Origin of the sequence: Caballeronia mineralivorans PML1(12) (genome assembly GCF_001028175.1) — a bacterium.
In the GTDB taxonomy this organism is placed as follows: domain Bacteria; phylum Pseudomonadota; class Gammaproteobacteria; order Burkholderiales; family Burkholderiaceae; genus Caballeronia; species Caballeronia mineralivorans.
Window position 1 is genome coordinate 1 of record NZ_AEJF01000108.1, and the last position, 21,814, is coordinate 21,814.

Sequence of the window (21,814 nt, forward strand, 5' to 3'; positions counted from 1 at the left end):
GCAGGTCTGGCTTGATCTAGCCCCGGACATGATGCGTATCCAACGACAGACCGTCGAGCATCCCTTCGGCACGATAAAGGCCTGGATGGGAGTGACTCATTTCCTAACGCGCACTATCGAGCGGGTGAGCACGGAGACGAGCTTGCACGTGCTCGCCTACAACATGAGCGGGTTATCAAGCTAATCGGTTCAGAAACGGTTATGAGGGCGATGCGGGCGTGAAGCCCGCCCGGGGCGGACGGGTCCTTGCAATACGTTCAGCTCTGATCTGACCTTTGTGGTGCCGCGATCGATAAGCTGCGATCTGCTCTGAGAAAGCGTGCCGTCAAATTTCCAGCGGCTACGCGTTTTGACACATTCTGGGCCATCTACGGCCGCTCGTCGAGAGAGACATTTGGACGTTGGTTCCACCTTGGTAGAGTACGTTGGATGGTCGTGAAAATTCGCGGGCCAGTGTGCGCTTTCACGTAGGCGGCCAGCGGGCAGTTCGAAATGAGCCCGCCCAGGGCCGCCTGACAACTAACAGTGCACCCGCGTTTGTTATCTGGGAGTCCGCGATCAATGAATGTGACTGCCGCCGTTTACGTCGATGGTGGCGCCCGTCACATAACCTGAAAGATCGGATGCGAGGAAGAGACACGCGCCGGCAATCTCGACGGGTCGTCCAGCGCGCTGCAATGGGATGCTCATTTCGATCTCTTTCTGCCTCTCCGCAGTCATGCCATCCAGCATCCCAGTTTCCGTCATCGACGGACACACGACATTCGCGCGAATTCCCAAGGGGCCGAACTCGCGGGCGATAGTGCGTGTAAGGCTGATCACGCCGCCTTTGGAAGCGGCGTAGTGCGCACCGCCGACCAGCCCACCGCCACGTTGCGCGGCCACTGAAGCCACGTTGACGATCGTTCCGCTCTTGCGCTCTGCGAATACTTCCAGCGCGCTCTTGCAGAGATTAAAGGCGCCCTTAAGGTTCACGCCCATGATTCGATCGTAGTCGGCTTCCTCGATTGTCAGCATGGACTGCGCCTTTACAATCGCGGCACTATTCACGAGGCAGTCCACCGTTCCGTAGCGCGAGAGTGCCTCCTTAAACAGTTGCCTGCAATCTGCACTATTCGCAATATCGCAGCGGATACCTGATACATACGCGTTGCGTCCGGTTTTGCTGTCAATGGAAGCTTTGATCTCGCTGGTGATGATGTCGTTCATCAAAATATCGACGGCGATGATCTTTGCTCCGTGCTCCGCGAACAGCTCTGCCACGGCATAGCCAATCCCTCTGAGCGACGCCGCGCCGACGATGACACAGACCTTGTCTTGTAAAAGCATGTTTTTACACTCCAAATGCTGCCAGTGCGTGTCGCACGAGCGTTAACGTTTAATATCCAGGTGCCGTGTCTCAGGACTGGCAATGATGGCGATCAGCGAGGCGCCTATGACAACTGCGCAAAAAGCGGTAATTACCCAGGTCTGTCCGCCCGCATGCTGAAGCAGCCATGCGCAGATAAAAGGTGTGGGGCCGCCCACCAGCAGATTCGCACCGGTATATGCAGCGGCGGAGCCCGAGTAGCGGACGTTCGTCGGGAACGGTTCCGCAAAGAGAGCAGGCTGTACTCCGGACTGGATCTGAAGCGACCCGACAAACGCCGCTATCGCGAAGAAGATGACGTACCAGTTCTTCGTGTCGAGCAGCGTGAAATAAGAAAGCGCGATCGCGAGCGTCAGCACCGATGCAATCAGCATGGTCGGCTTGCGGCCAATCCGATCGCTCACGGCACCGCCCAATATCACCGTAAATATTGCTATGAGGTTCGCGCCCATCAGGCAGAGAAACGCGGTCTGAGTCGGAAGGCCCAGATTCTTTGTGATGTAGCTGAGCGAGAAGACAGTAATCACGTAGAAACATGCTGTAGGAGCGCACCAGATTATGAGCAGACGGAAAATCGTCCCCGGATATTGAGCGAATGCCTTCACGAGTGGCACGCGTTCTTCCGCGCCTTTGGCGTGCGCCTGAATGAAGGCGGGGGTCTCCGAAACCCGCAGGCGAATATAGATTCCGACAACGACGAGCAGGAAGCTCAAAAGGAAAGGGATACGCCACCCCCACGCCTGGAATTGCTCCGCACCGAGCGTGCTCGTCAGCACAAACAGCATTCCGCTCGCCAGTGCTGCGCTCAGGGACGAGCCAGTGTTAATGAACGATCCGTACAGTCCCCGGCGGTTCTGCGGAGCATGCTCCATCGTCATCAGTTGAGCCCCGGTCGCCTCGCCGCCCAGCGCGAAGCCTTGCAGGAAACGTAGGAGTACGAGACACAATGGTGCCGCGAAGCCGATGGTAGAGTAGGTCGGCAGGCAGCCAATCAAGAACGATGCGGCTCCCATGAGCGACAACGTATAGAGCAGGATGTTCTTTCGTCCAATGCGATCACCCAACATTCCGAAGAAGAGCCCACCAAGCGGGCGTGCAAAAAACCCAATCCCAAACGTAGCGAACGCGGCGAGGATTCCGATGTTCGGATCCATTTGAGAAAAGAAAATCTTGGGAAAGACGGTTGCAGCGACCGCGCCGTAGGCGGTGAAGTCGATCCACTCCAGCGCTGAACCGACGGTACTCGCGACGGTTGCGCGCTTCGCCATCGAGTTCTTTGGAGTGGTTGGCGCCTCCATGGTTAATGTGTCTGTCATCGGGATGTCTCCTGGTGGGTGATTGATTTGCTTTATAGAGAAATGGCTGAGTAATCTCGATCAGGAATGTCTGGGTTAAGCGTTGGTCACACCCAACCGGGGAAACGGGAGGACAGAGTTTCCTGCGAGAGGCGCAGCACTTGATCCTGACCGTCTACCGGAGATGGATCCGTCGCTGCACCTGGCGCAACCTAGCGCCCGAATACATTCGGTTGATGCACTTCGATCACGTTTCCATCGGGATCCTGCAGGAAAACCTGGTGCCAGCCCGCGATCGCCCACCGGCCGTAATCGGAATATCGGATGCCCTGTTGATCGAGGCGTCGCTTGAAACCCTCGATGTCATCGGTGCGGAAGCAGAAGTGTCCACGCGCCATAGGATTGACGATCTGGTTCATCTTGAAACCAGTATCCAAGTCGCGCTCGGCCCAGTGAAACTCGATGTCCCCATCGCTCAAAAAATCGACTTTGCCGTTGTAGCCGGTGGTGGTGCTCTCGGCGTTAACACGAGCGTGTTCCTCGTCGTTGATCGTGCCGAGATCGAAGAGGGTTTGATAGAACTTGGTCAGCCGCGGAAGGCTGTCAGTGCACAGATTCAGGTGGTGGAATTTGAAGTTCATGTCGGGTCCTTATCGGTTCGAAATGGGTGGCACCGCGCGTGGCGGTGCTGTGATTTGCTCCAGGGAGCTACGCACCTTCTCGTCCCTCCCGAGGCACGCTTGCCTTCAGTGAGGTGGCTGAATTGCGCCGGCCCCAGAGCGTGATGTCAAGGTAAATGGTTTCATAGGTGAAGTCAACTATGCATAGGTGCAAACACCTACAAGTTTTTTCAATGAGTGATCCTCCATTCCCCCTTAGGGCGCTGGAACCCACGCCCTACATCATCTGATGTCCAAGGCTGGGCTTTGCGCGATCAGTATGCGATGCAGCGTAGCCGACGAACTGGGCGTGAGTCGGAAATGCGGTCAATGCCGAGGGGTTGACCAATTAGGGAAGAAATCGCAGTTGAAAATCGTAATTTCACATATAAAATGACGATGATAGACGGAAGTCGTCAGTGAACCATCGCGTGCCGCAGGTGTGCCGGGACGATCGGGGACGATTGTGCGAGTTCACAAGTTCATTTCACGCGGCCCGCTTTTCCAGCCAGAGGGCTAAGCGATCCAATTGCCGCAATAGAGGAATTTGCTATGAAAGACGATTTCAGCGTGGCTGAGAAATCAACCGAAGCCAACGCAAGAAGCTATTCCGCGCCTGCGCTGGAGAAGGGCCTCGATATTCTCGAGGTGCTTTGCCGCAGTCAGAGTCCCGTGTCGCTGAAAGACCTCGCTGGGCAGGCGGGCAGGAGCGTGGGCGAGATTTACCGCATGGTCCTGTGTCTGGTAAACCGCGGCTATGTGGCTCAAGTCGACGACAGTTACACTATTACGACCAAGCTTTTTGAGCTTTCGCAGCTGAATCCGCCGACTCACAAGCTGCTGCTGGAGGCGACGCCGATCATGAACAAGCTCGCCAGCGAATTGGACGTGTCGTGCCATCTAACGGTGTATAACCATGGCAAGCAGGTGGTCGTTGCAAAAGTCGATACGCCCAGTGGCATGGGGTTCAGCCTCAGGGTTGGCTCTGATCTGGATGTGTTGATATCCGTCTCCGGTCGGGTGCTCGTTGCCTTTCAAGACAACGAGACCAGGAATCTGCGAATTGCCGAGTCGCTGCAGCGCAGGGCTGACCAAGAGGACCCACAGATTGCGGTCGTCCTCGACTTCATCCGCGAGTGCGGCTATGAATCGTCACCTAGTTCGCAGGTGCGAGGGCTGTACGCTGTGAGCTTCCCTATCCTTGACTCTCAGGGTCACGCGAACGCGGCGCTCACCGTCCCCTACGCCGAACGGATCGACCAGGCGCAACGCAAACCAATTGCAGTCATACACGAGGCGCTGGCTGAGGCAGCCAAATTGCTATCTGAAAAGATAGGGTGCCCCTCGCGATAGTCAGGCCCCGCTCGAGCGGGTCGAAACCGGTACGCGGCTGACTTATGAATGACCGATACCCTCTAACAGGAGAGCTGATCCACGGCTGTGTGCGGCCAAGATCCGCTCCGACTAGGCGCGGGACTTAGCTTGTGATGGTCCGCCAATGCGCGCGCAGAGCAGACGTGCTGTCTCTCCCAACGCATCTTCGATGTCGGAAATTGACTTGCGCCGCGCCTGGTCGATCCGTTCGGCGTAGGGAACGGTCAGTGCAGCGATGGCATGGCTTTGTGAATCAAGGATCGGGTAACTCACAGCGTATAGTCCACGAACCTGAACGCTGGGCGCGGATTCATACCCACGTTCCTTGATGAATTCAAGGAGGCCTTCGATTTGCGGATCTGTCTGTTCAGGGCGTCGACTGAGCGACTCGTCGATACGAAACTGTCGGGTTTCACGATCCTGAAACGCGAGAAGCACCCGGCCGGATGCGGACACCAGTACGTCCAGCTCGGAGCCCACCCGCACGCTGAAACCCATTCCACTTGGCGTGTCCACCTTGGCGATAACGATCTGCCGGCCTTGTCCGTACATCGTCAAGTGGCACGCCTGATCGAGCTGGCTCGCGAGCTTTTGCATAAGCGGCCGCGCCTCGGTGAGCAACCGGTGCGTGGGTGGATTGTTGTGCGAGAGTTCGAATAGCTTCGTTGTAATGTAGTAGCTATCGTCAATCTGCGTCACGTAATTGCGACTCACCAGAACGGCAAGCATCCGATAAATTTCGCCGACACTACGTCCGAGGTGATGCGCAATCTCTTTCTGTGGAAGTGGCGTTTCTGTGCGGCAAAGCATCTCGAGAATATCGAGGCCTTTCTCGAGGGCGGGCGCGGAATAGCTGCGGCCTTCCGCTTCAGGCGCTTGCGCGGTGTCAGTCAAATCATCCTTCATGGCGGCCCTTCTGGATTTTCGCGTTGCTGCCGCCCGGTTTTCCCCACATTCACTTCACGGTAGGCGGCGTTTCATCATCGAAGCCTTGGCGGCGCCTGTCAAATCGATATGGCAGCGCTCAAAGCGGAGCCGGTCACTTTACTGGATCGGCTTGCTCACTTCAATCATGTTCGCGCCCTCACTACAGTGTTGTCGCGGGCGCTACGTCGGCCTTGCGCTCCGCGCGAACGCGAAAAAAGTCAGCTGTTCAGGCCTGCATTCGTGCTTTTTCACTGTTTTCCGTCATCAGCGAGTCGTTTGTGGCCGTTTCCCGCATTCATCGGGCAATTCATCCAGCCAAAGCAGGCGCGTTGTGTTCGAGCGGCGCAGTGACCAATCGCTACGAACTTCCAACCACTCGTACATTGCTGATTTTATATACGAAACATGACATAGCGTTAACCATGGCTTACGTTAGTTCGATAAGTGAATATAATCACCAGTGAAATAATAAATTCATATATGCAATATAGACGTTGCTGGCGAGAATTGAAACACGCCGGCATAACCCTCAAGGCTAGAGAGGAATCGACAGATGTTTGATAACGGCGAATATCAGCCGGTAACGCGCAGCGAAGTCTGCTCTCTTTCCGCGGCTCGGCGCGTTGCTGCGATGCTGGACCTTCCGACCGAGTCCATCTCAGAAGGCGATCCGCTTCCGAAAGGTTGGCACTTTTTGCTAATGGCCGCCGACACGCGCCGCTCGGACCTTCGGAGCGATGGTTTCCCAGGATTGGGCGTGCCGATGCCCGACCTTGGGTTCACGCGTTTGCTGCTCGGTGGCCGAAGCACCGCGTACCACACTGAGATCCCGGTTGGCGCGAAGGTGATTCGGACCAGCGGGATCACGAGCCTGACGCAAAAGAGCAATGCGTCCGGGCCGATGGCCGTCGTCATCATTGGTCATCAAATTCGACTCGAAGGGGCCACCGAAGCCGCCGTCACTGAGACGCAGACTTATGTCCTGCTACCGGGTCAGTCACGCTTCAAGGAGTCGGTGCAGGCGGTTCAGCCCATAACAGCGGCGAGGACGCAGGTTGTTGTGCCTGACGAAACCCTGCTCTTCCAGTACTCAGCGCTGGGCTTCAACTCGCACAAGATTCACATCGAAAAGTCCTATGCGTGCGAGGTCGAGGGTTTCCCTGATCTGGTGGTCAACGGTGGTCTGACGACGCTCCTGCTTACCGAGTTCGCGCGCAGGGAACTCAAACTTGACCTGCGCAATTTCAGTATGAAAAACGTCGCGCCTCTCTTCTGCGGCCGGCCGATCACGCTTGCGGCCGATCCTCACGGTGAAGGATGGACCCTGAAAGCATACGACGACACAGGAAAACTCGCCGCTGAGATGGAGGCTAACGTCAATGAGTTTTGAACCGCTGAAGGGAATCCGGGTTCTTGATCTGACCAGTGTGGTGGTCGGCCCGGTATGCAGTGCGAGACTTGCACAATACGGTGCCGAAATTATCAAGGTCGAAAGCCCGGATGGCGATCTGATGCGTGGCCTGGGCGGACTATCGCCGACAGGCCAGCACTCTGGCGCATACCTGCATCTGAATCGCGGCAAGCGGAATATCTGCTGTGACCTGAAAAAGCCTGGTGGCAAGACGATCATGGAGAAGCTGGTCGCCTCCGCTGACGTCATCATTGCAAACATGCGTCCTCAGGCACTCAAGCGCCTGGGACTCGATGCGAACACTATCCGAGAAAAGCACCCGGACAAGATCTACTGTCTGATTACCGGTTACGGGACCAACGGCCCCTATGCCGGTCATCCCACCTACGACAGTGTGGTGCAGGCAGCCACGGGCATGACCGGCCTCACGCTTGCACGCGACGGCGTGCCCGCTTACGTGCCCATGCTGATCTGCGATCACGTCGTGGGCGAAATCGCAGCCGGGTCGATTCTTGCCGCCATCATGAATCACAAGGTGACGGGCAATGGCTCCAGCATTGAGGTTCCAATGTTTGAGACGATGGCTGCATTCGTGTTGCAGGAACATTTGGCGCAGCAGAGTTTCGATCCGCCTGTCGGACCGCCGGGCGACCTTCGTCTACTGAGTCCGCACAACAAACCGGTGAAGACTGCGGACGGCTGGGTAGCTTTCACCATCAATACCGATCAGCAGGTCCGCGCATTCTTGAAAGCGGTCGGGAGAGACGAACTCATCGATGACTCGCGTTTCGCAACGGTCGCTGCTCGTGCGCAAAACGTCGCGGAGTGGTTTGCAATTCGAGGTGCTCCACTGACCGACAGGACGACAAAGGAGTGGCTTGAGATACTTCAGGCAGCAGATATCGCCGTTAAACCGTGTCATACGCTCGAAACCCTGCCTCACGATCCGCATCTTGAAGTGGTCGGGCTGCTGCAGTACGAGCAGCATCCGACCGAGGGCAAGACAGTGGCGATCCGGTCGACCATCAGCTTCGACGACGCCTACCCGCCGCTTCGATCGTTCTCGCAGCCACGCGGGTGGGAGACGCTTGCTGTTCTTGAGGAGATCGGTTACTCGTCCGGCGAGATAGAGAGCTTGCTCGCGGAAGGGGCCGCCGTCGCGAACGTCGAGCAGCAAAGCTAACGCCGATGAAATGGGGATGGCCGGCGGTAGCCTGTGGTGATGACCGAGGTTGAGCGATCGTGCAAGCCAACTTACTATCTGGATGAGGACGAGCATGACTGAAGCATTTTTGTGCGACGCGATTCGTACCCCGATCGGCCGTTATGCGGGCGTGCTCTCGTCGGTGCGCGCCGACGATCTCGGCGCCGTGCCGCTGCGTGCGTTGATGGAGCGCAACAAGGATGTCGACTGGGACATGGTCGAGGAAGTGATCTACGGTTGCGCAAACCAAGCGGGCGAAGATAACCGAAATGTCGCGCGCATGTCGTCGCTGCTCGCGGGCTTGCCCGAAGGCGTGCCGGGCACGACCGTGAACCGCCTCTGCGGCTCGGGCATGGACGCGATCGGCATCGCAGCGCGCGCGATCAAGTCGGGCGAGGCGAGCTTCCTGATTGCTGGGGGCGTGGAGAGCATGAGCCGCGCGCCGTTCGTGCAGGGCAAGGCCAAGTCCGCGTTTTCGCGTCAGGCCGAAATCTACGACACGACCATCGGCTGGCGCTTCGTCAATCCGCTGATGAAAAAGCTGCACGGTGTCGATTCGATGCCGGAAACGGCCCAGAACGTGGCCGACGACTACAAGGTCAGCCGTGCCGATCAAGACGCGTTCTCCGTGCGCAGCCAGCAGAAGGCGGCCCGCGCGCAGAAGGACGGCACGCTCGCCCAGGAGATTGTCGCGGTGACGATTGCGCAGAAGAAGGGCGATCCAATTGTCGTCTCGAAGGACGAACATCCGCGTGAGACGAGTCTCGAAGCGCTGGCGAAGCTGAAAGGCGTAGTACGTCCGGACGGCAGTGTGACGGCGGGCAACGCGTCTGGCGTGAACGACGGCGCGGCGGCGCTGATCCTCGCGGACGAGGGCAACGCGAAGCGCTTCGGGCTTGTGCCGCGCGCACGCATTTTGGGTCTCGCAACCGCAGGCGTGCCGCCACGCGTGATGGGCATCGGCCCGGCGCCCGCGACGCAAAAGCTGCTCAAGCGCCTGAATATGACGATCGACCAGTTTGATGTGATCGAACTGAACGAAGCGTTCGCTTCGCAGGGCCTTGCGGTGCTGCGAATGCTCGGCGTTGCCGATGACGATCCACGCGTCAATCCGAATGGTGGTGCGATCGCGCTCGGACACCCGCTTGGCATGAGCGGCGCACGACTTGTGATGACTGCGAGTTACCAACTCCAGCATACCGGTGGCCGCTTCGCGCTCTGCACGATGTGCATCGGCGTCGGGCAGGGCGTTGCTATCGCCATCGAACGAGTCTGAGCGAGCCATGAAAAACGTTGAAGACGCGAAGATTGGGATCGTGGGCGCGGGAGCGATGGGTCAGGGTATCGCCCAGATCGCTGCGCTTGCGGGTTTGGAGGTGCGGCTGATGGACATCGATGCCGCCGCGTCAGCACGCGCCATCACTGCGATCGGCACCATGCTCGACAAGCTCGCAGCCAAAGGCAAGCTCACCTCGGGGCAGGCGCAGGCGGCACTGCAGCGCATTCAGCCGGAGGACTCCGTCGGCGGACTTGCCGATTGCGATCTGGTGGTCGAGGCGATCGTCGAAAAGCTTGAGGTGAAGCGGCTCCTGTTTGCCCAACTTGAGGAAGTCGTGCGCGACGACGCGGTGCTCGCTTCGAACACGTCGTCGTTGTCCATCACGGCGATTGCCGCGGGTTGTCGTTACCCTGAGCGGGTTGCAGGCTATCACTTTTTCAACCCGGTGCCGCTCATGAAAGTCGTGGAAGTGGTGCGCGGACTGCGCACCAGCGATACCACGATCGAGTGGCTCGCATCGCTCGCCGCGCAACTGGGACACACGGCGGTCCGCTGCCGGGACATGCCGGGTTTCATCGTCAACCATGCAGGGCGCGCGCTCAACACCGAAGGCTTGCGCATCGTCCAGGAGGGCGTGACCGACGAAGCGACCGTCGACGCCATCGTGCGTGAGCAAATGGGTTTTCGAATGGGACCCTTCGAACTGCTTGATCTCACAGGTCTTGACGTGTCACATCCTGTGATGGAGTCGATCTATCGACAGTTCTATGACGAGCCGCGGTTTCGGCCATCGCCGATAACGGCGATTCGTCTTGCGGGCGGTGTCCTGGGACGGAAAACCGGCTCAGGGTTCTATGAGTATGCGCAAGGCGCGAAGCTCTCGAAACCGGCCGTCCTTGAACCGAATGCCCCGCAGTGGAAAAGCGCGCCGGTCTGGGTGAGTGGTCGACACTCGGACGAAGCCCGGCTCGTGCGCGATTTGCTCGAGAAGTTAGCTGTCGAAACGGAGTCGGGCAGTGCTCCCAGCGACAACGCATTAATCCTGGTTACGCCGCTCGGGCACGACGCGACCACAACCGCAATGTCCGAATCGCTCGATGCCACACGCGTGATCGCGGTCGATACGCTGTTCGGCTTCGATGAAGGCATTAGGCGCGTCCTCATGCCTACTCCGGCAGTCCGGCCGGACATGCTCGCGAGAGCGAAAGCGCTGTTTGCAATCGACGGCTCGGCAGTTTCCGTGATCCGTGACTCTGGCGGCTTTGTCGCCCAGCGCGTCGTCGCCAGCATCGTCAACACTGCGTGCGAAATTGCCCAGCAGCGGATTGCCACGCCGGCTGATATCGACGCGGCCGTCCGTCTCGGACTCGGCTATCCGCTCGGACCACTGACGCTCGGCGATAATATCGGCTCCAAAAGGATCATTGGGGTGTTGCAGGGGCTTGTCGAGGTCTATGGCGATCCGCGGTACCGCCCGGGCGTCTGGCTGGCGCGCCGAGCGGCGTTGGGACTGCCCCTCTCGCTAGTGGACTGAGGCGGCACCTCGATTGCCAGCCATTTGGGTACCGCATGGGCGGCATATATTGCAGCGCAGGCTGCCAGGCCACGGTGAAGGAGAACGGCGCATATCTGGACCTTGTCTGGTTCGTCTGCGTCGAACATGCGGACTGTGGACCGAGACTCGGCTCTTGGCGTAACCAGCCAAACCGGGGACGAGCTCGAACGGCCAGTTCAGCCAGTTAGCCGCCGCTGATTCGCTCCCGGCTTCAACGTGTCAGATGGTCAATTCTGTTAAGAGGTCTTTTTTATCCCAATGATTAGGTTCGTTTAAATATTGAAGGACGAGAATTAAACCGTCATGACGGGTCAACTGGATAGCGGACAGGGCAAGGTTTTCTAATCGTTCAATCTCGATAATCACGTTCCTCACTGCCACCTGCTGCGAGGCATCGACCGGGCTATCGATCTCGGCGACTTGCGTCAACATCTCGCGCCGTTCTACAGTTCGATCGGTCGCCCTTCGATTCATCCAGAATTCGTGATCCGCATGCTCATGCGTGGGCTACTGCTTCGGCATTCGCTCCGAGCGCAGGCTGTGCGAAGAGGTCCCTATCGGAGATTGAACTCACCTATGTATCTGTGGACAGGCGGACCCGCTTCGCCGGGGGAAGCTGCAGCGCCGAAAGATCTATTGATACGCTTCAGGATCTCCGCATATTCAAGCAGGTGGTCAAATATGCGAGCTTCACGGCCGCGGGAGTGCCGCCGGATGTAGCTAAGCGAAGGTTTCGCGCGCCGGTCTTAGAGTGCGCTTGCGCACCCGTCTTCTGCATATAACAACCCGTCGTATCGCGCTTACCGAAGCTGGCGAGTGATGCCGTGCGCCTTGCAACATATTTATTTGTTCACGCTATCATGACCATTTCAATATCAAACGAAGAAGCCATGCCTCGATTAAATACTGTCTCTGATTTCGTACTCTCAGGTGTTTCATTACGCCAGTCCCTTTACAAGGGAGAGTCGGCGTTCGAATTGAAGATGCTGTCCTCTTCCTACCAAGATCCGGCGAAGGAACAACTGAGCGATCGAGACTTCATGGCATGGCTCCCGATTGATTTTCGCAACGGGACAATAGAGGTCGATCTCGCCAGCGACTTGGCGCCCGACGCGCCCGACTATGCAAGGGGCTTCATTGGGCTTTCATTTCGAATTGACGACGCAGCGCGATTCGAGAGCATTTACCTGCGCCCGACAAATAGCTTGGCTGACGATCAGGTTCGGAGGAACCATACGGTGCAATATGCTGCCTACCCAGACTTTAGGTTTACTCAACTTCGGACTGATTCCCCGGAGAAATATGAAACTTATGCCGATATCGCTCTCGGGCAATGGATTCACATGAAAATCGTGGTGGACGGCAATCGGGCGCAACTTTACCTCGATCACAGCGACAGGCCGGCGTTTCTCGTAAATGATCTTAAATTCGGGAGCGCACAGCGCGGTGGCGTCGGCGTTTGGATCGAATCCGGCACGGTCGCGCATTTTAGAAATCTGCGCGTCACGAATTTCAACTAGGGCCGCGACCGTACATATCGAACGGGGAATGCGGTTCGAAGACAGAAGCAACGCTGGTGACGATATTCTTCATTACAGGGTCCTTTGTTGTCGGAAATTTTTGCGCCCACGTGTGTCACACTGACGATCGCCCACCACAACAAATGCTTTTCAATTAGGATAACTTTGTACGTGAGACGAAGCTGGTCGTACCCAATGACCGTTGGGCTGGTTTTAACGGGAGACGATGACGTGCTGTTAGGCGCGCTTGGGTGCGATCCGTGGGATTGGAACGAGTAGGCCGGATGCGATGTAGCGGTCGTCTGACCAGGCGCAGCCTGGCCTCGGGGAAGCATTCAGACAGGCAACTTAGGTTATTCAGGCGACCGCGAAAATCGGCTTGGACGAAGCATCAAGGGATACCTTGCTAGCTGGTGCCATCCCCGCCATTTGCTGCCGGTAGCGGATGAGATCGCGGATAGTGATGAGGGGCAGCCCATGGAGTCGCGCAAAGCTCTCCAACTGTGGACGGCGCGCCATACTGCCATCGTCGTTCACTATCTCGGCAAGTACACCGCCTGGTTGCAAGCCGGCCAGACAAGCTAGATCGACGGCAGCTTCCGTGTGTCCGGGCCGCTTCATCACCCCGTCGCGAACTGCACGAAGAGGAAAAACATGGCCTGGGCGAGTGAAGTCGGCGGCACGGCGTGCGGGATCGACAAGTGCCCGAATCGTCGCGGCGCGCTCGCTTGCCGAGATTCCGGTAGTGGTCCCGTGACGGAGGTCGACCGATACAGTGAAGGCAGTGCGCATGGAATCAGAATTCTCTTGCACCATCGGCGGAAGTTGGAGTTCCGATGTCCGTTCGCGGGGCAAGGCTACGCATAGAATGCCACTCGTCCAGCGTATCATGAAGGCAACGGTCTCAGATGTCGCCATCTCTGCTGCGACGATCAGGTCGCCTTCATTCTCGCGATCTTCATCATCGACAACAATCAGTGGGGTGCCGTTGGCCATGGCCGACAGCGCTTCTTGAATTGTGGTACTGGTCATTTCGCCATCGCTGGTGACGCGTGCAAGGTCCATCATGTCTCCTGTTGAGGTGTGTTTATTCTCAACAGGAACATTGCAGATAACATGCCAGTCGGTAGTTCCTTGAAAATCAATGGGTAGAGTGGGGCAGCACTGTTGCAGATGACGCTCATTGCGACAGTCACTGTCGCGTCATCCCCTTACGTCGGTGCGATTTCGTCATCGGGACGATCGATCCCGAGTGCTCTCATTTGCCGATGTAACGTGGATCGCGAGATGCCGAGACCAGTTGCTGCTTCGGACACGTTCCACTGACTGCGTTCCAATGCTGTCTCAATTGCATTTCGTCTACCGCGGCCCGTTGCCGACATATCTGTGCCACCGTGGGCATTCAAGGGTGGCGGCAGATCACGTTGACCGATCACACCATCGGTATCGACTGCGATGGCGAAGCGGGCGGCATGGTGCAATTCACGGAGATTTCCCGGCCAGCGATGTGCCGAAAGCGCACGCCGAGCTTGCTCATCGATGCATGGCGTGCGTTTCCTTGCATTCTGCGCGGCCTGTTTAAAAACCTGCTCGAACAGGTGGTGCCGGTCATCGCGCTCCCGCAGGGCGGGCAACCGAACAGTCGCCCCGGCCAACCGGAAATACAGATCTTCTCGAAACTTCCCTTCGCGAACGAGCTGGGGAATGTCATGCAGGCTTGCCGCCACCAGTGCGAAGTTCACTCTCACCGGACGTGTAGCACCGATTGGAACGAACTCTCCATCGGATAAGACCTGCAAGAGTCTCGTCTGCAGCCCGAGGGGCATGTCGCCGATCTCGTCAAGAAAGAGCATTCCACCATCGGCATCAAGCAAGCGCCCTCTGAAACCTTGGCGAGAGGCGCCCGTGAACGAGCCCGGGCGGTAGCCAAAGAGCTCGCTTTCGATCAGCTCAGCCGTGATTGCAGCGCAGTTGATAGAAACGAACTTCGCATCGTCGCCACCCGTGTCCATATGAATGGCGCGTGCCAGAGCACTCTTTCCCGTTCCCGTCTCGCCTTGCAGCAGAATTGGAACGCGGTTGGCAACGAGCCGACGAGCAATCTCAGTTGATTCTCGAATCCCTTCATCGTCTCCAATCAGCTCGTCCAGAGATGGACGAGCTGATGCAATTTCATTCCCTGGACGCTGAGCTCGCAGGGGAGATGCAACTGACGAGGCGCGGCGTCTGTTCTCCTCCATGCGCAGATATACGCGGCCGTTCACAGTATCGAGCGCGGCGGTCGGCTGAGCCGCGGCGTCGAGCCACGCCTCCATGCCTTGTACGCTCGATAAAGGTTGTCCTATGAGCGGGAGCGCCCGATTGCGCAACAAGAGATGCGCGGAAGGCGTCGCTTCGACAATGTGACCAGTCGCATCCAGCGCCACACGCACTTCGGCGGCTGTGTCACAAAAATCGTTGTGCTTGGATAATCGTAGGATGAAATTATCTGCGTTACGTCGGTCGAAATAGAGATTTTCGATGCGACGCGCGGATGCCGAAACGATGTTTCGTACTATCGCCTGCGCCAGATGGTCAGAAGGTCGCAATGTTGTGACATTGAGCACGGCGATAATCTCGCCAGTCCCGCCGAAAATTGGGGCAACGGTACAGCTCACCGTTTCCAATGACGATGCGAAATGATCTCCCATCACGACGGACACCGGGCGTTGTTCCCGGAGGCAAAGGCTCACGCCATTGGTGCCCTGAGTTTCCTCCATCCACATGGAGCCTGGTAGTACCCCTGCAGCATCGCAGGCATCGAACGTAAACACATTGGAGCGAAAATCTAGCGCTACGCCATTCCCGTCGGTCAACATTACGACGTAGTCCTGCTCCGCAAGCACCTCGAAAAGTCGATGCACTTCTCCCTGCGACAAGGCGAGCAGATCTGCGACAGGCTCCCGGTGATCCTTGAGTTCCGGCGCGGTCAGCACAAGGGGACGCCCGATCCGATCAGGACTCAGGCTATGCAGCGTAACGCAGCGTTCCCACGACACAGGGACGCTGCCGTCAGAATGTGGTCCAGCTTGCAATGGGTGACGCTCGACGGCCGTCAACACCGCGCGATTATGGCGATCTGGCTCCATTGACATTGTCTCCCTATCCGAGCCTTGTGGCTCGTGTCGTGTATAGGCATGATACATGCCCGCCGGCATTTCTTCTCGATGCTGACAAACGCCACGTTGCATGCTGGTTCCGCTCAGAACGGCCAAACGGCCGTTGATATTCGTTTCTTCTTTGGAAGGACCCTTGTTGTGCTCATCTACGACCGCTTAAATGCCGCAATCGCTAACATTAAGCTTAGCGAACGGCTCTGTTGGGGTTCGCCGCAGGTGATGCTTCGTCATTAAAGATGCTCAAACATTCGCGATGGTAATTGCTCGTACGTTCAAGTACTGGTCCAGAGCTTCAGGACCGCCTTCGGATCCGAACCCTGAGTCCTTCACTCCACCGAACGGCATCTCGGCGGAGGTCGCAGCGGCCATGTTGATCCAAAGCATTCCAATCTCCAGGTTTCGCGCAAGCAAGTCTGAGTTTTTCAGCGAGTTCGTAAACGCGTAGCCCGCAAGTCCGAACGGAAGGCGATTGGCCTCCGCTATCGCATCCTCAAGCCTGCAAAATGGACGAACCGCCGCGATTGGACCAAAAGGCTCGTCATTGAATATCGCCGCAGATGTCGGTACGTTGTCGATAACGGTAGGCTGCCAAAAATTACCCGTTTTGCCGATGCGCTTGCCACCTGCCACTATTTCCGCACCTGCGTGGATGGCGTCCTCCGTGAACAGGGCCATTGCGTCAAGTCTACGCCCGTTGGCCAGCGGTCCCATGTTTGTGTCCAGGGCCAAACCATCCCCGACTTTCAAACTTCCGGCGTATGAAGCCAGCGCGCACACGAAATTTCTATGGACGCTCTCATGCACGAGAAAACGCGTTGGCGATATACATACCTGACCTGCATTACGGAACTTGGCGGCGCCAACCGTCCTGACCGCTAGGTCGATATCAGCGTCCTCGCAGATGATCACTGGCGCATGGCCGCCGAGCTCCATGGTCACGCGTTTCATATGTTGGCCCGCCAGCCCCGCAAGCTGTTTGCCCACGGGAGTCGAGCCCGTGAACGTTATCTTGCGAATCACGGGGCTGGCAATGAGATGGCGGGAGATTTCTGCCGGGTTACCATAAACGAGACCTAACACGCCTGGCGGAATCCCGGCGTCAACGAACGCTCGGATAAGCGCCGCCGGTGAGGCAGGCGTTTCCTCCGGTGCTTTTACGAGGATAGAACACCCAGAGGCAAGAGCGGCACTTACCTTTCGCACCGTTTGGTTGATCGGGAAATTCCACGGGGAAAATGCCGCAACTGGGCCAACCGGATCCTTCACTACCATCTGCCGAACGGAGAGACTCGTTCGTGAAGGAACGATGCGTCCATAAATGCGAAGGCCTTCTTCAGCGAACCAGTCGATGATGTCCGCCGCCGCGAGGCACTCGGCTCGTGCCTCAGCCAGCGGCTTCCCTTGTTCGAGGGTGAGGTGCCGGCTAGTCGCGTCGACTTGACTGCGCAAGGACGAAGCGGCGTCGTGCATGATCCTGGCTCTCTCTGAGGCCGTCATCGAGCGCCAGCGTTCGAAACCTCCCTGGGCGGCCGCGAGCGCTCTGTCGAGATCGGCTGTGCCCGCGTAGGCAACTTGCCCGATCTCTTGGTCGGTGGCTGGGTTTAAGACGGCCTGGGTTCGCCCGTCTTCTGCATCCTGCCACCGCCCGTCTACATGGAGTTGTGTGTTCAAGTAGTTCATGAATTATGCATCGGGAGGAGGACGTTGAAGCGAGAGCCATCCTGACCAGCTTTCGTGTTGCTTCTGGGCGAACAACAAGCTGACAGGATGACCGTGTGACCGAGACCCGGATACGGCTGATCTGCCAGGTACACCCATTGCGTTGTCGGAAACGATCGCATCGTCGTATCGCGGTCAGACAAACAACATGCCGCCGTCGATCAGGAGCGATTGTCCCGTCATATAGTTCGAGTCAGGTCCTGCGAGCCAGGAAACGAGCCCGGCAACATCACCGCCCGTCGAGACGCGGCCCAGAGCGATTGCTTGAGCCATGGCTTTCATCGATTCGCCCTTGCCAAGCTTGTTGATGGTGCCGAGGTCGCGATCAACCTCAACCCACATCTGCGTGTCGACGATACCAGGACAGTAGGCATTGACAGTAATGCCATGACTCGCCCATTCCTGCGCGGCCGTTTGAGTTAGCGCGCGGACGCCGAACTTCGACGAACAATAAACGCCAAGAAGCGGAAACCCTTTATGCCCAGCGATGGAACAGGCACCAATGATCTTGCCGCCCGTACCTTGCTTGATCATGTGCCGGGCCGCTTCCGTGTAACACAAAAAGACGCCCCGACCATTGACGGCATGTACCTTGTCATATTCTTCGGGCGAGACATCGAGAAGGGCCTTGGTCTGCACAATTCCCGCGTTAGCGACCATCACATCGAGCGATTCCAACCGCTTGGCCGTATCTTCAATCATAGTTCGGACCGACCGATGGTCGGAGATATCGCCGTACAGACTGATTGCTTTGACGCCTATTGACTCGATCTGATTGCGGGTGTGCTCGAGTTCCTTTTCCATCGAAGGAAGATCTGAGACCGCAATGTGGAAGCCATCTTTGGCAAGCCGAAGAGCAATGGCTTTTCCGATGCCGCGCGCGGCACCGGTAACGTGTGCAACTGTCATGGTTTGTCTCCTTGATTCGAATAGATCGAACTTGACGGCTTGATAACGACCAAAGCGCAGGAATCACGCCGTTGGATCGACGAGCACTTTCATCCTTCGCCCGGCGCGCAATTCCGCGAAGCCCTCCGTCAGAACACTCGTCAGCGGAACAGTTTCCACCCAGCCGGTCGTCTCGTAGTGGCCTTTCGACATGAGGTCAATAACGGCCCTATAGTCGTCGCTGGTGTAACAGATCGTTCCTTGGATGCGTCTTTCACGTAGCACTGCGCTGAGTAACGGCGTCTGTATGGGCTTGTCATAGATTGCAACGCTGACCAGAGGCCGACGTTCGCCCAAGCAGTCAAGGGCTGAAGCGACGGCTGCCGGGACCCCTGCTGCGTCATATGCAGCGTCCACGCCATCCCCGTTCGTCTGTTCAGCAATTAACTCTGTGACGTTCACGCGGTTCGGATCGAGTGTGCGGGCGCCAAGCGTTTCAAGGGTCTTACGACGGAATTCGGATGGTTCGACAATCTCAATCTCGGTGAGACCCATACTGCGAAGTGCGAACCAGAGACCAATACCTATTGGACCACCCCCAAAAATAAGCGCCCGGCTTTGATCGTTGACCTCACCGAGCTTTGCTGCGTGATAGGCGACAGACATGGGCTCTACGAGAGCACCCATTTCCACCGGCACCGTTTCGGGAAGCTTGTGGACCATATTGCGTGGAACGACCGTGTATTCGGCCATTCCGCCGTCCGCCATCAACCCATGGAAGCCTATGCAGTTGCATAGGTTGTAGTAGCCGCCTCGACACGGTCGACATCCTCCGCACCGATAGATGGGTTCGATCGTAACGCTGTCACCTTCGTGTAGGTCGGTTACACCGAGGCCTACCTCAGTGACGATGCCAGAGAACTCGTGGCCGAGGACAATCGGGATTTTCTTTCCAGTCAGTGGGTGTGGGTCCACTTTCGGCACGAATATTGGGCCGTCGTAGTACTCGTGCAGATCAGTTCCGCAAATCCCGTTGCGACTTACCTTAATCTTGACAGTCCCTTCAGATACTGACGGCTCAGGAACATCCTCAATCACCAGGTTATTGTTGCCGTAGTAAACCGCTGCTCGCATGCTGTCTCCTGTTTCCGTGCCCCGGTGCTAGAGGCAATAACTTGAACGTTGTGCGAGAGGTCCATTCAAACTGGGCCTCTCGCAACGTGCTCATTGCAAAAAGCATCATTCAGGTTCTGATTCTTTTATGCCGGCTGTGCGGCTTTATCCGATTGAGTTGCGGCACTACGCAGACCAGGCATGACTTCGGTCGCCAGACGCCGCATCGATTCCCATTCCCACTCACGGTTCTTCCCAGATCCGTCCATCGAAGCCATCATCAGGCCGCCAAACGGACCCACTCGCTCCCTGAAAGCGACGAGCTTGTCGAGAACGGTCTGCGACGATCCATAGATAACCATGCTGTCGATCAGTTGTTCTACTGTCACCTCATCGTCTGGCTGTTTCGGGTCGTCCTTCATCACCGCCGTATAGTCAACGGCCTTCAAGATTCGCCACATGTAGTCGAAGTAGTAGTAGCTACTTCCTTTGGGATCCATCACGCGATCACGCGCTTCTGCGTCGCTTTCAGCAATCACCAGATTGCGCGCCACACGCCAGACATCACCCGATGGCTCACGACCGATCGCGTCACAACCTTCCACGTATTTCTTCCAATGGCTGGCAACGACATACTCTGGGCAGAAGTTTGCTGTCATTGCGCCGAAGCCCCGCATTGCAGCAACCTTGACACTGCCTGAGAAGGGCGACATCGCTGTCATCGAGATCTCTGGATGAGGCTTCTGAAACGGCTTGGGCATGAAACCGACGCCTAATTCGGGGATCACCGACTTCTTCAGCGAGACGTTCCAGTGTTTCCCCTGGATGTCATAGGGGGGATCCTGCGACCAGATCTTCAGGATCGTGTCGATCGATTCCATCATCCGTTCGGTGCGATAGGCAGTATCCTCGACGTCAAACATTTCCATGTCGCTGGAGAGACCACCGGGGCCGATGCCGAAGATGAACCGCCCCTGTGACATATGGTCGAACTGTGCGACTTCAGCTGCAACGAGCGCGGGATGATGGTTCGGCAACGCGATGACGCCAGTGCCGAGCTTGATCCGCTTCGTTTGGCGAATTACTGAAGCCAACAGGATGAGCGGCGAAGCAATCGGCTCAGTGGTGCAAGAGGTGTGTTCGCCAAAAAAAGCCTCGTCAAAGCCGATCTCGTCGGCGTAGATCACCTTCTGAGCGTTTTCTTCGGCGGTATCGCCCAACGAACGAGTGGGGGGGTGAAGCGGCATGCCAAACAGACCGAGTTTCATATCGTCTCCTTCTCAGTTGTAGCGAGGCGGTTTGCCTCGAAAATCAAGTCATGAATCTTGGGAAATAAATCAGGCGATTGCTGCTTCACGCGAGACGCCTGCGCTGGCACCGTTGAACCAGAGAAGCGGATCAACGTCCTGGTCGAAAAGACGAACACCGGTGACTCGGCCGATGAAAAGCGTGTGCGTGCCGTAATCGACGTGGTGATCGAGTTCGCAGAAGATGGCCGCCGGTGCACCGGTGAGGTAGAGCAGGGAGCTGGTCCCTTCGCGCCATTCGTCCGAGGCAAACCGTTCGCTGCGTCTGGAGGATTGCGAGAACGGCGGCAGAAGATCCAGGTGCGATTCGCCGAGGAGGTTGATGCAGAAGTGGCCCGTTGACTGGACTACCGGGTGCAGGCCTGAGCTGCGATTGGCGGCGACCAGCATTGAGGGCGGGTCCATCGACACGGGTATGACGGCCGAAGCCGCCATGCCATGAGGATTGCCATGACTGTCTCGGCTCGTTACCAAGGTCACCGATGAGGCGATACGGCGCATTGCAATGCGAAAGTCACCTGCAAGCGCCGGATCAAACATGGCGTCGTTAAGATTGGAGGTCTGGCTCATGAGGTCACCTCGTCAGTGAAGGGGTTGAAGGCCCACCACATAGAGCACGACCCTTGCCAACTGGTTCTGTCTTGTTAAATCAATGACTTGGGTTCTTCCGATATGTCGCAGATGCGACACCATGCGACACCGCGGGACACCGCTGTCGCGCGCCAAATTCGGCCGCCGCTTTAGCTCTGATGCACCCCCGTTCATGCTCGACCATTAGGTGTTTAATGGTTAACCAGGAATACGCTTTGAGCCCTGATGGGAGCTTGCTGCACACACAAAGCATCCACGTTCTTCGTCAAAAGTCGCGGTCGTGCTCCGTGCTTAGTGGCCACCACTACACTGCTCAATGTTCAGCACAGAAAGCCGCGACTATGAGCGCGGGGTCGAGGAGAATCTCAAATGGGCATTCGGTATCGGCGGGTGCGGCCGGAAAAGTGATCGCAGCGTCCACCGTTGGAGCTAGAAAATCCTTGCT

General features: G+C 57.3%; 17 protein-coding genes and 3 pseudogenes. 9 read left to right on the plus strand and 11 right to left on the minus strand.

The window, feature by feature from the left end; all coding sequences use genetic code 11:
• Positions 1 to 222 (plus strand): annotated as a pseudogene (locus tag EOS_RS16815) (transposase); the annotation flags it as partial.
• A gap of 336 nt (positions 223 to 558) precedes the next feature.
• Here EOS_RS16815 and EOS_RS16820 read toward each other — a convergent pair.
• The 3 genes from EOS_RS16820 to EOS_RS16830 form a co-directional block, all read right to left on the minus strand.
• A complete protein-coding gene (locus EOS_RS16820; protein WP_047847803.1) occupies positions 559 to 1,329 on the minus strand; it encodes an SDR family NAD(P)-dependent oxidoreductase in 771 nt (256 codons plus the stop codon).
• 42 nt (positions 1,330 to 1,371) lie between these two features.
• On the minus strand, positions 1,372 to 2,685 hold the full coding sequence (locus EOS_RS16825; protein ID WP_047847804.1) for an MFS transporter: 1,314 nt from the start codon (positions 2,683 to 2,685) through the stop codon (positions 1,372 to 1,374).
• 191 nt (positions 2,686 to 2,876) lie between these two features.
• On the minus strand, positions 2,877 to 3,305 hold the full coding sequence (locus EOS_RS16830) for a VOC family protein (RefSeq protein WP_047847805.1): 429 nt from the start codon (positions 3,303 to 3,305) through the stop codon (positions 2,877 to 2,879).
• 570 nt (positions 3,306 to 3,875) lie between these two features.
• Between EOS_RS16830 and EOS_RS16835 the strand changes: the two genes are divergently transcribed.
• Positions 3,876 to 4,676: an IclR family transcriptional regulator gene (locus EOS_RS16835; RefSeq protein WP_047847806.1), complete on the plus strand. Its 801-nt coding sequence runs from the start codon at positions 3,876 to 3,878 to the stop codon at positions 4,674 to 4,676.
• A gap of 111 nt (positions 4,677 to 4,787) precedes the next feature.
• Here EOS_RS16835 and EOS_RS16840 read toward each other — a convergent pair whose 3' ends face one another.
• On the minus strand, positions 4,788 to 5,603 hold the full coding sequence (locus EOS_RS16840) for an IclR family transcriptional regulator (protein ID WP_047847807.1): 816 nt from the start codon (positions 5,601 to 5,603) through the stop codon (positions 4,788 to 4,790).
• A 574-nt stretch (positions 5,604 to 6,177) separates the two neighbouring features.
• Here EOS_RS16840 and EOS_RS16845 point away from each other — a divergent pair.
• The 7 genes and pseudogenes from EOS_RS16845 (at position 6,178) to EOS_RS16870 (ending at position 12,593) form a co-directional block, all read left to right on the plus strand.
• A complete protein-coding gene (locus tag EOS_RS16845; protein WP_047847808.1) occupies positions 6,178 to 7,014 on the plus strand; it encodes a hypothetical protein in 837 nt (278 codons plus the stop codon).
• Positions 7,004 to 8,218 (plus strand): CaiB/BaiF CoA transferase family protein, encoded by a 1,215-nt coding sequence (locus tag EOS_RS16850; protein WP_047847809.1) that lies wholly within the window; start codon positions 7,004 to 7,006, stop codon positions 8,216 to 8,218. Before EOS_RS16845 ends, EOS_RS16850 begins: the two co-directional genes overlap by 11 nt.
• A gap of 94 nt (positions 8,219 to 8,312) precedes the next feature.
• Positions 8,313 to 9,515 carry a 3-oxoadipyl-CoA thiolase gene (pcaF, locus tag EOS_RS16855; RefSeq protein WP_047847810.1) on the plus strand — a complete coding sequence of 401 codons (1,203 nt, stop codon included), beginning with the start codon at positions 8,313 to 8,315 and terminating at the stop codon, positions 9,513 to 9,515.
• A 7-nt stretch (positions 9,516 to 9,522) separates the two neighbouring features.
• Positions 9,523 to 11,052, plus strand: coding sequence for a 3-hydroxyacyl-CoA dehydrogenase (locus EOS_RS16860; RefSeq protein ID WP_047847811.1), 1,530 nt, complete (start codon positions 9,523 to 9,525; stop codon positions 11,050 to 11,052).
• 324 nt (positions 11,053 to 11,376) lie between these two features.
• Positions 11,377 to 11,626, plus strand: a pseudogene (locus tag EOS_RS48135) (transposase); the annotation flags it as partial.
• Between the two features lie 82 nt (positions 11,627 to 11,708).
• Positions 11,709 to 11,890: pseudogene (locus tag EOS_RS48140) on the plus strand (LysR family transcriptional regulator); the annotation flags it as partial.
• Positions 11,891 to 11,933: 43 nt separating this feature from the next.
• Positions 11,934 to 12,593: a LamG domain-containing protein gene (locus tag EOS_RS16870; RefSeq protein ID WP_047847896.1), complete on the plus strand. Its 660-nt coding sequence runs from the start codon at positions 11,934 to 11,936 to the stop codon at positions 12,591 to 12,593.
• A gap of 357 nt (positions 12,594 to 12,950) precedes the next feature.
• Here the strand turns inward: EOS_RS16870 and ribB are convergent, their stop codons facing one another.
• The 7 genes from ribB to EOS_RS16915 all read right to left on the minus strand — a co-directional run bounded on the left by ribB (position 12,951) and on the right by EOS_RS16915 (position 21,348).
• Entirely contained in the window at positions 12,951 to 13,661 is a 711-nt protein-coding gene (gene ribB, locus EOS_RS16875) for a 3,4-dihydroxy-2-butanone-4-phosphate synthase (RefSeq protein ID WP_082163388.1), read from the minus strand.
• Positions 13,662 to 13,804: 143 nt separating this feature from the next.
• Complete coding sequence (locus tag EOS_RS16880) at positions 13,805 to 15,721, minus strand: sigma-54-dependent Fis family transcriptional regulator (RefSeq protein WP_075645357.1); 1,917 nt, start codon at positions 15,719 to 15,721, stop codon at positions 13,805 to 13,807.
• Between the two features lie 270 nt (positions 15,722 to 15,991).
• Positions 15,992 to 17,431: an NAD-dependent succinate-semialdehyde dehydrogenase gene (locus tag EOS_RS16895; RefSeq protein WP_047847816.1), complete on the minus strand. Its 1,440-nt coding sequence runs from the start codon at positions 17,429 to 17,431 to the stop codon at positions 15,992 to 15,994.
• 174 nt (positions 17,432 to 17,605) lie between these two features.
• On the minus strand, positions 17,606 to 18,379 hold the full coding sequence (locus EOS_RS16900; RefSeq protein ID WP_047847817.1) for an acetoin reductase: 774 nt from the start codon (positions 18,377 to 18,379) through the stop codon (positions 17,606 to 17,608).
• A gap of 63 nt (positions 18,380 to 18,442) precedes the next feature.
• Positions 18,443 to 19,492, minus strand: a complete 1,050-nt coding sequence (locus EOS_RS16905; protein ID WP_047847818.1) for a 2,3-butanediol dehydrogenase — start codon at positions 19,490 to 19,492, stop codon at positions 18,443 to 18,445.
• 125 nt (positions 19,493 to 19,617) lie between these two features.
• Positions 19,618 to 20,739 (minus strand): LLM class flavin-dependent oxidoreductase, encoded by a 1,122-nt coding sequence (locus EOS_RS16910; RefSeq protein ID WP_047847819.1) that lies wholly within the window; start codon positions 20,737 to 20,739, stop codon positions 19,618 to 19,620.
• Between the two features lie 69 nt (positions 20,740 to 20,808).
• A complete protein-coding gene (locus EOS_RS16915) occupies positions 20,809 to 21,348 on the minus strand; it encodes a flavin reductase family protein (protein ID WP_053063913.1) in 540 nt (179 codons plus the stop codon).
• Between the last annotated feature and the right edge of the window lie 466 nt (positions 21,349 to 21,814).

Excerpts from the sequence above, each read along its gene's own strand:
- EOS_RS16835 (WP_047847806.1), top strand. The coding sequence starts at position 3,876 with ATGAAAGACGATTTCAGCGTGGCTGAGAAATCAACCGAAGCCAACGCA.
- ribB (WP_082163388.1), bottom strand. The coding sequence starts at position 13,661 with ATGATGGACCTTGCACGCGTCACCAGCGATGGCGAAATGACCAGTACC.
- EOS_RS16900 (WP_047847817.1), bottom strand. The coding sequence starts at position 18,379 with ATGACAGTTGCACACGTTACCGGTGCCGCGCGCGGCATCGGAAAAGCC.
- EOS_RS16880 (WP_075645357.1), bottom strand. The coding sequence starts at position 15,721 with ATGGAGCCAGATCGCCATAATCGCGCGGTGTTGACGGCCGTCGAGCGT.
- EOS_RS16905 (WP_047847818.1), bottom strand. The coding sequence starts at position 19,492 with ATGCGAGCAGCGGTTTACTACGGCAACAATAACCTGGTGATTGAGGAT.
- EOS_RS16820 (WP_047847803.1), bottom strand. The coding sequence starts at position 1,329 with ATGCTTTTACAAGACAAGGTCTGTGTCATCGTCGGCGCGGCGTCGCTC.
- EOS_RS16845 (WP_047847808.1), top strand. The coding sequence starts at position 6,178 with ATGTTTGATAACGGCGAATATCAGCCGGTAACGCGCAGCGAAGTCTGC.
- EOS_RS16850 (WP_047847809.1), top strand. The coding sequence starts at position 7,004 with ATGAGTTTTGAACCGCTGAAGGGAATCCGGGTTCTTGATCTGACCAGT.
- EOS_RS16910 (WP_047847819.1), bottom strand. The coding sequence starts at position 20,739 with ATGAAACTCGGTCTGTTTGGCATGCCGCTTCACCCCCCCACTCGTTCG.
- EOS_RS16830 (WP_047847805.1), bottom strand. The coding sequence starts at position 3,305 with ATGAACTTCAAATTCCACCACCTGAATCTGTGCACTGACAGCCTTCCG.
- pcaF (WP_047847810.1), top strand. The coding sequence starts at position 8,313 with ATGACTGAAGCATTTTTGTGCGACGCGATTCGTACCCCGATCGGCCGT.
- EOS_RS16840 (WP_047847807.1), bottom strand. The coding sequence starts at position 5,603 with ATGAAGGATGATTTGACTGACACCGCGCAAGCGCCTGAAGCGGAAGGC.
- EOS_RS16895 (WP_047847816.1), bottom strand. The coding sequence starts at position 17,431 with ATGAACTACTTGAACACACAACTCCATGTAGACGGGCGGTGGCAGGAT.
- EOS_RS16825 (WP_047847804.1), bottom strand. The coding sequence starts at position 2,685 with ATGACAGACACATTAACCATGGAGGCGCCAACCACTCCAAAGAACTCG.
- EOS_RS16915 (WP_053063913.1), bottom strand. The coding sequence starts at position 21,348 with ATGAGCCAGACCTCCAATCTTAACGACGCCATGTTTGATCCGGCGCTT.
- EOS_RS16860 (WP_047847811.1), top strand. The coding sequence starts at position 9,523 with ATGAAAAACGTTGAAGACGCGAAGATTGGGATCGTGGGCGCGGGAGCG.
- EOS_RS16870 (WP_047847896.1), top strand. The coding sequence starts at position 11,934 with ATGACCATTTCAATATCAAACGAAGAAGCCATGCCTCGATTAAATACT.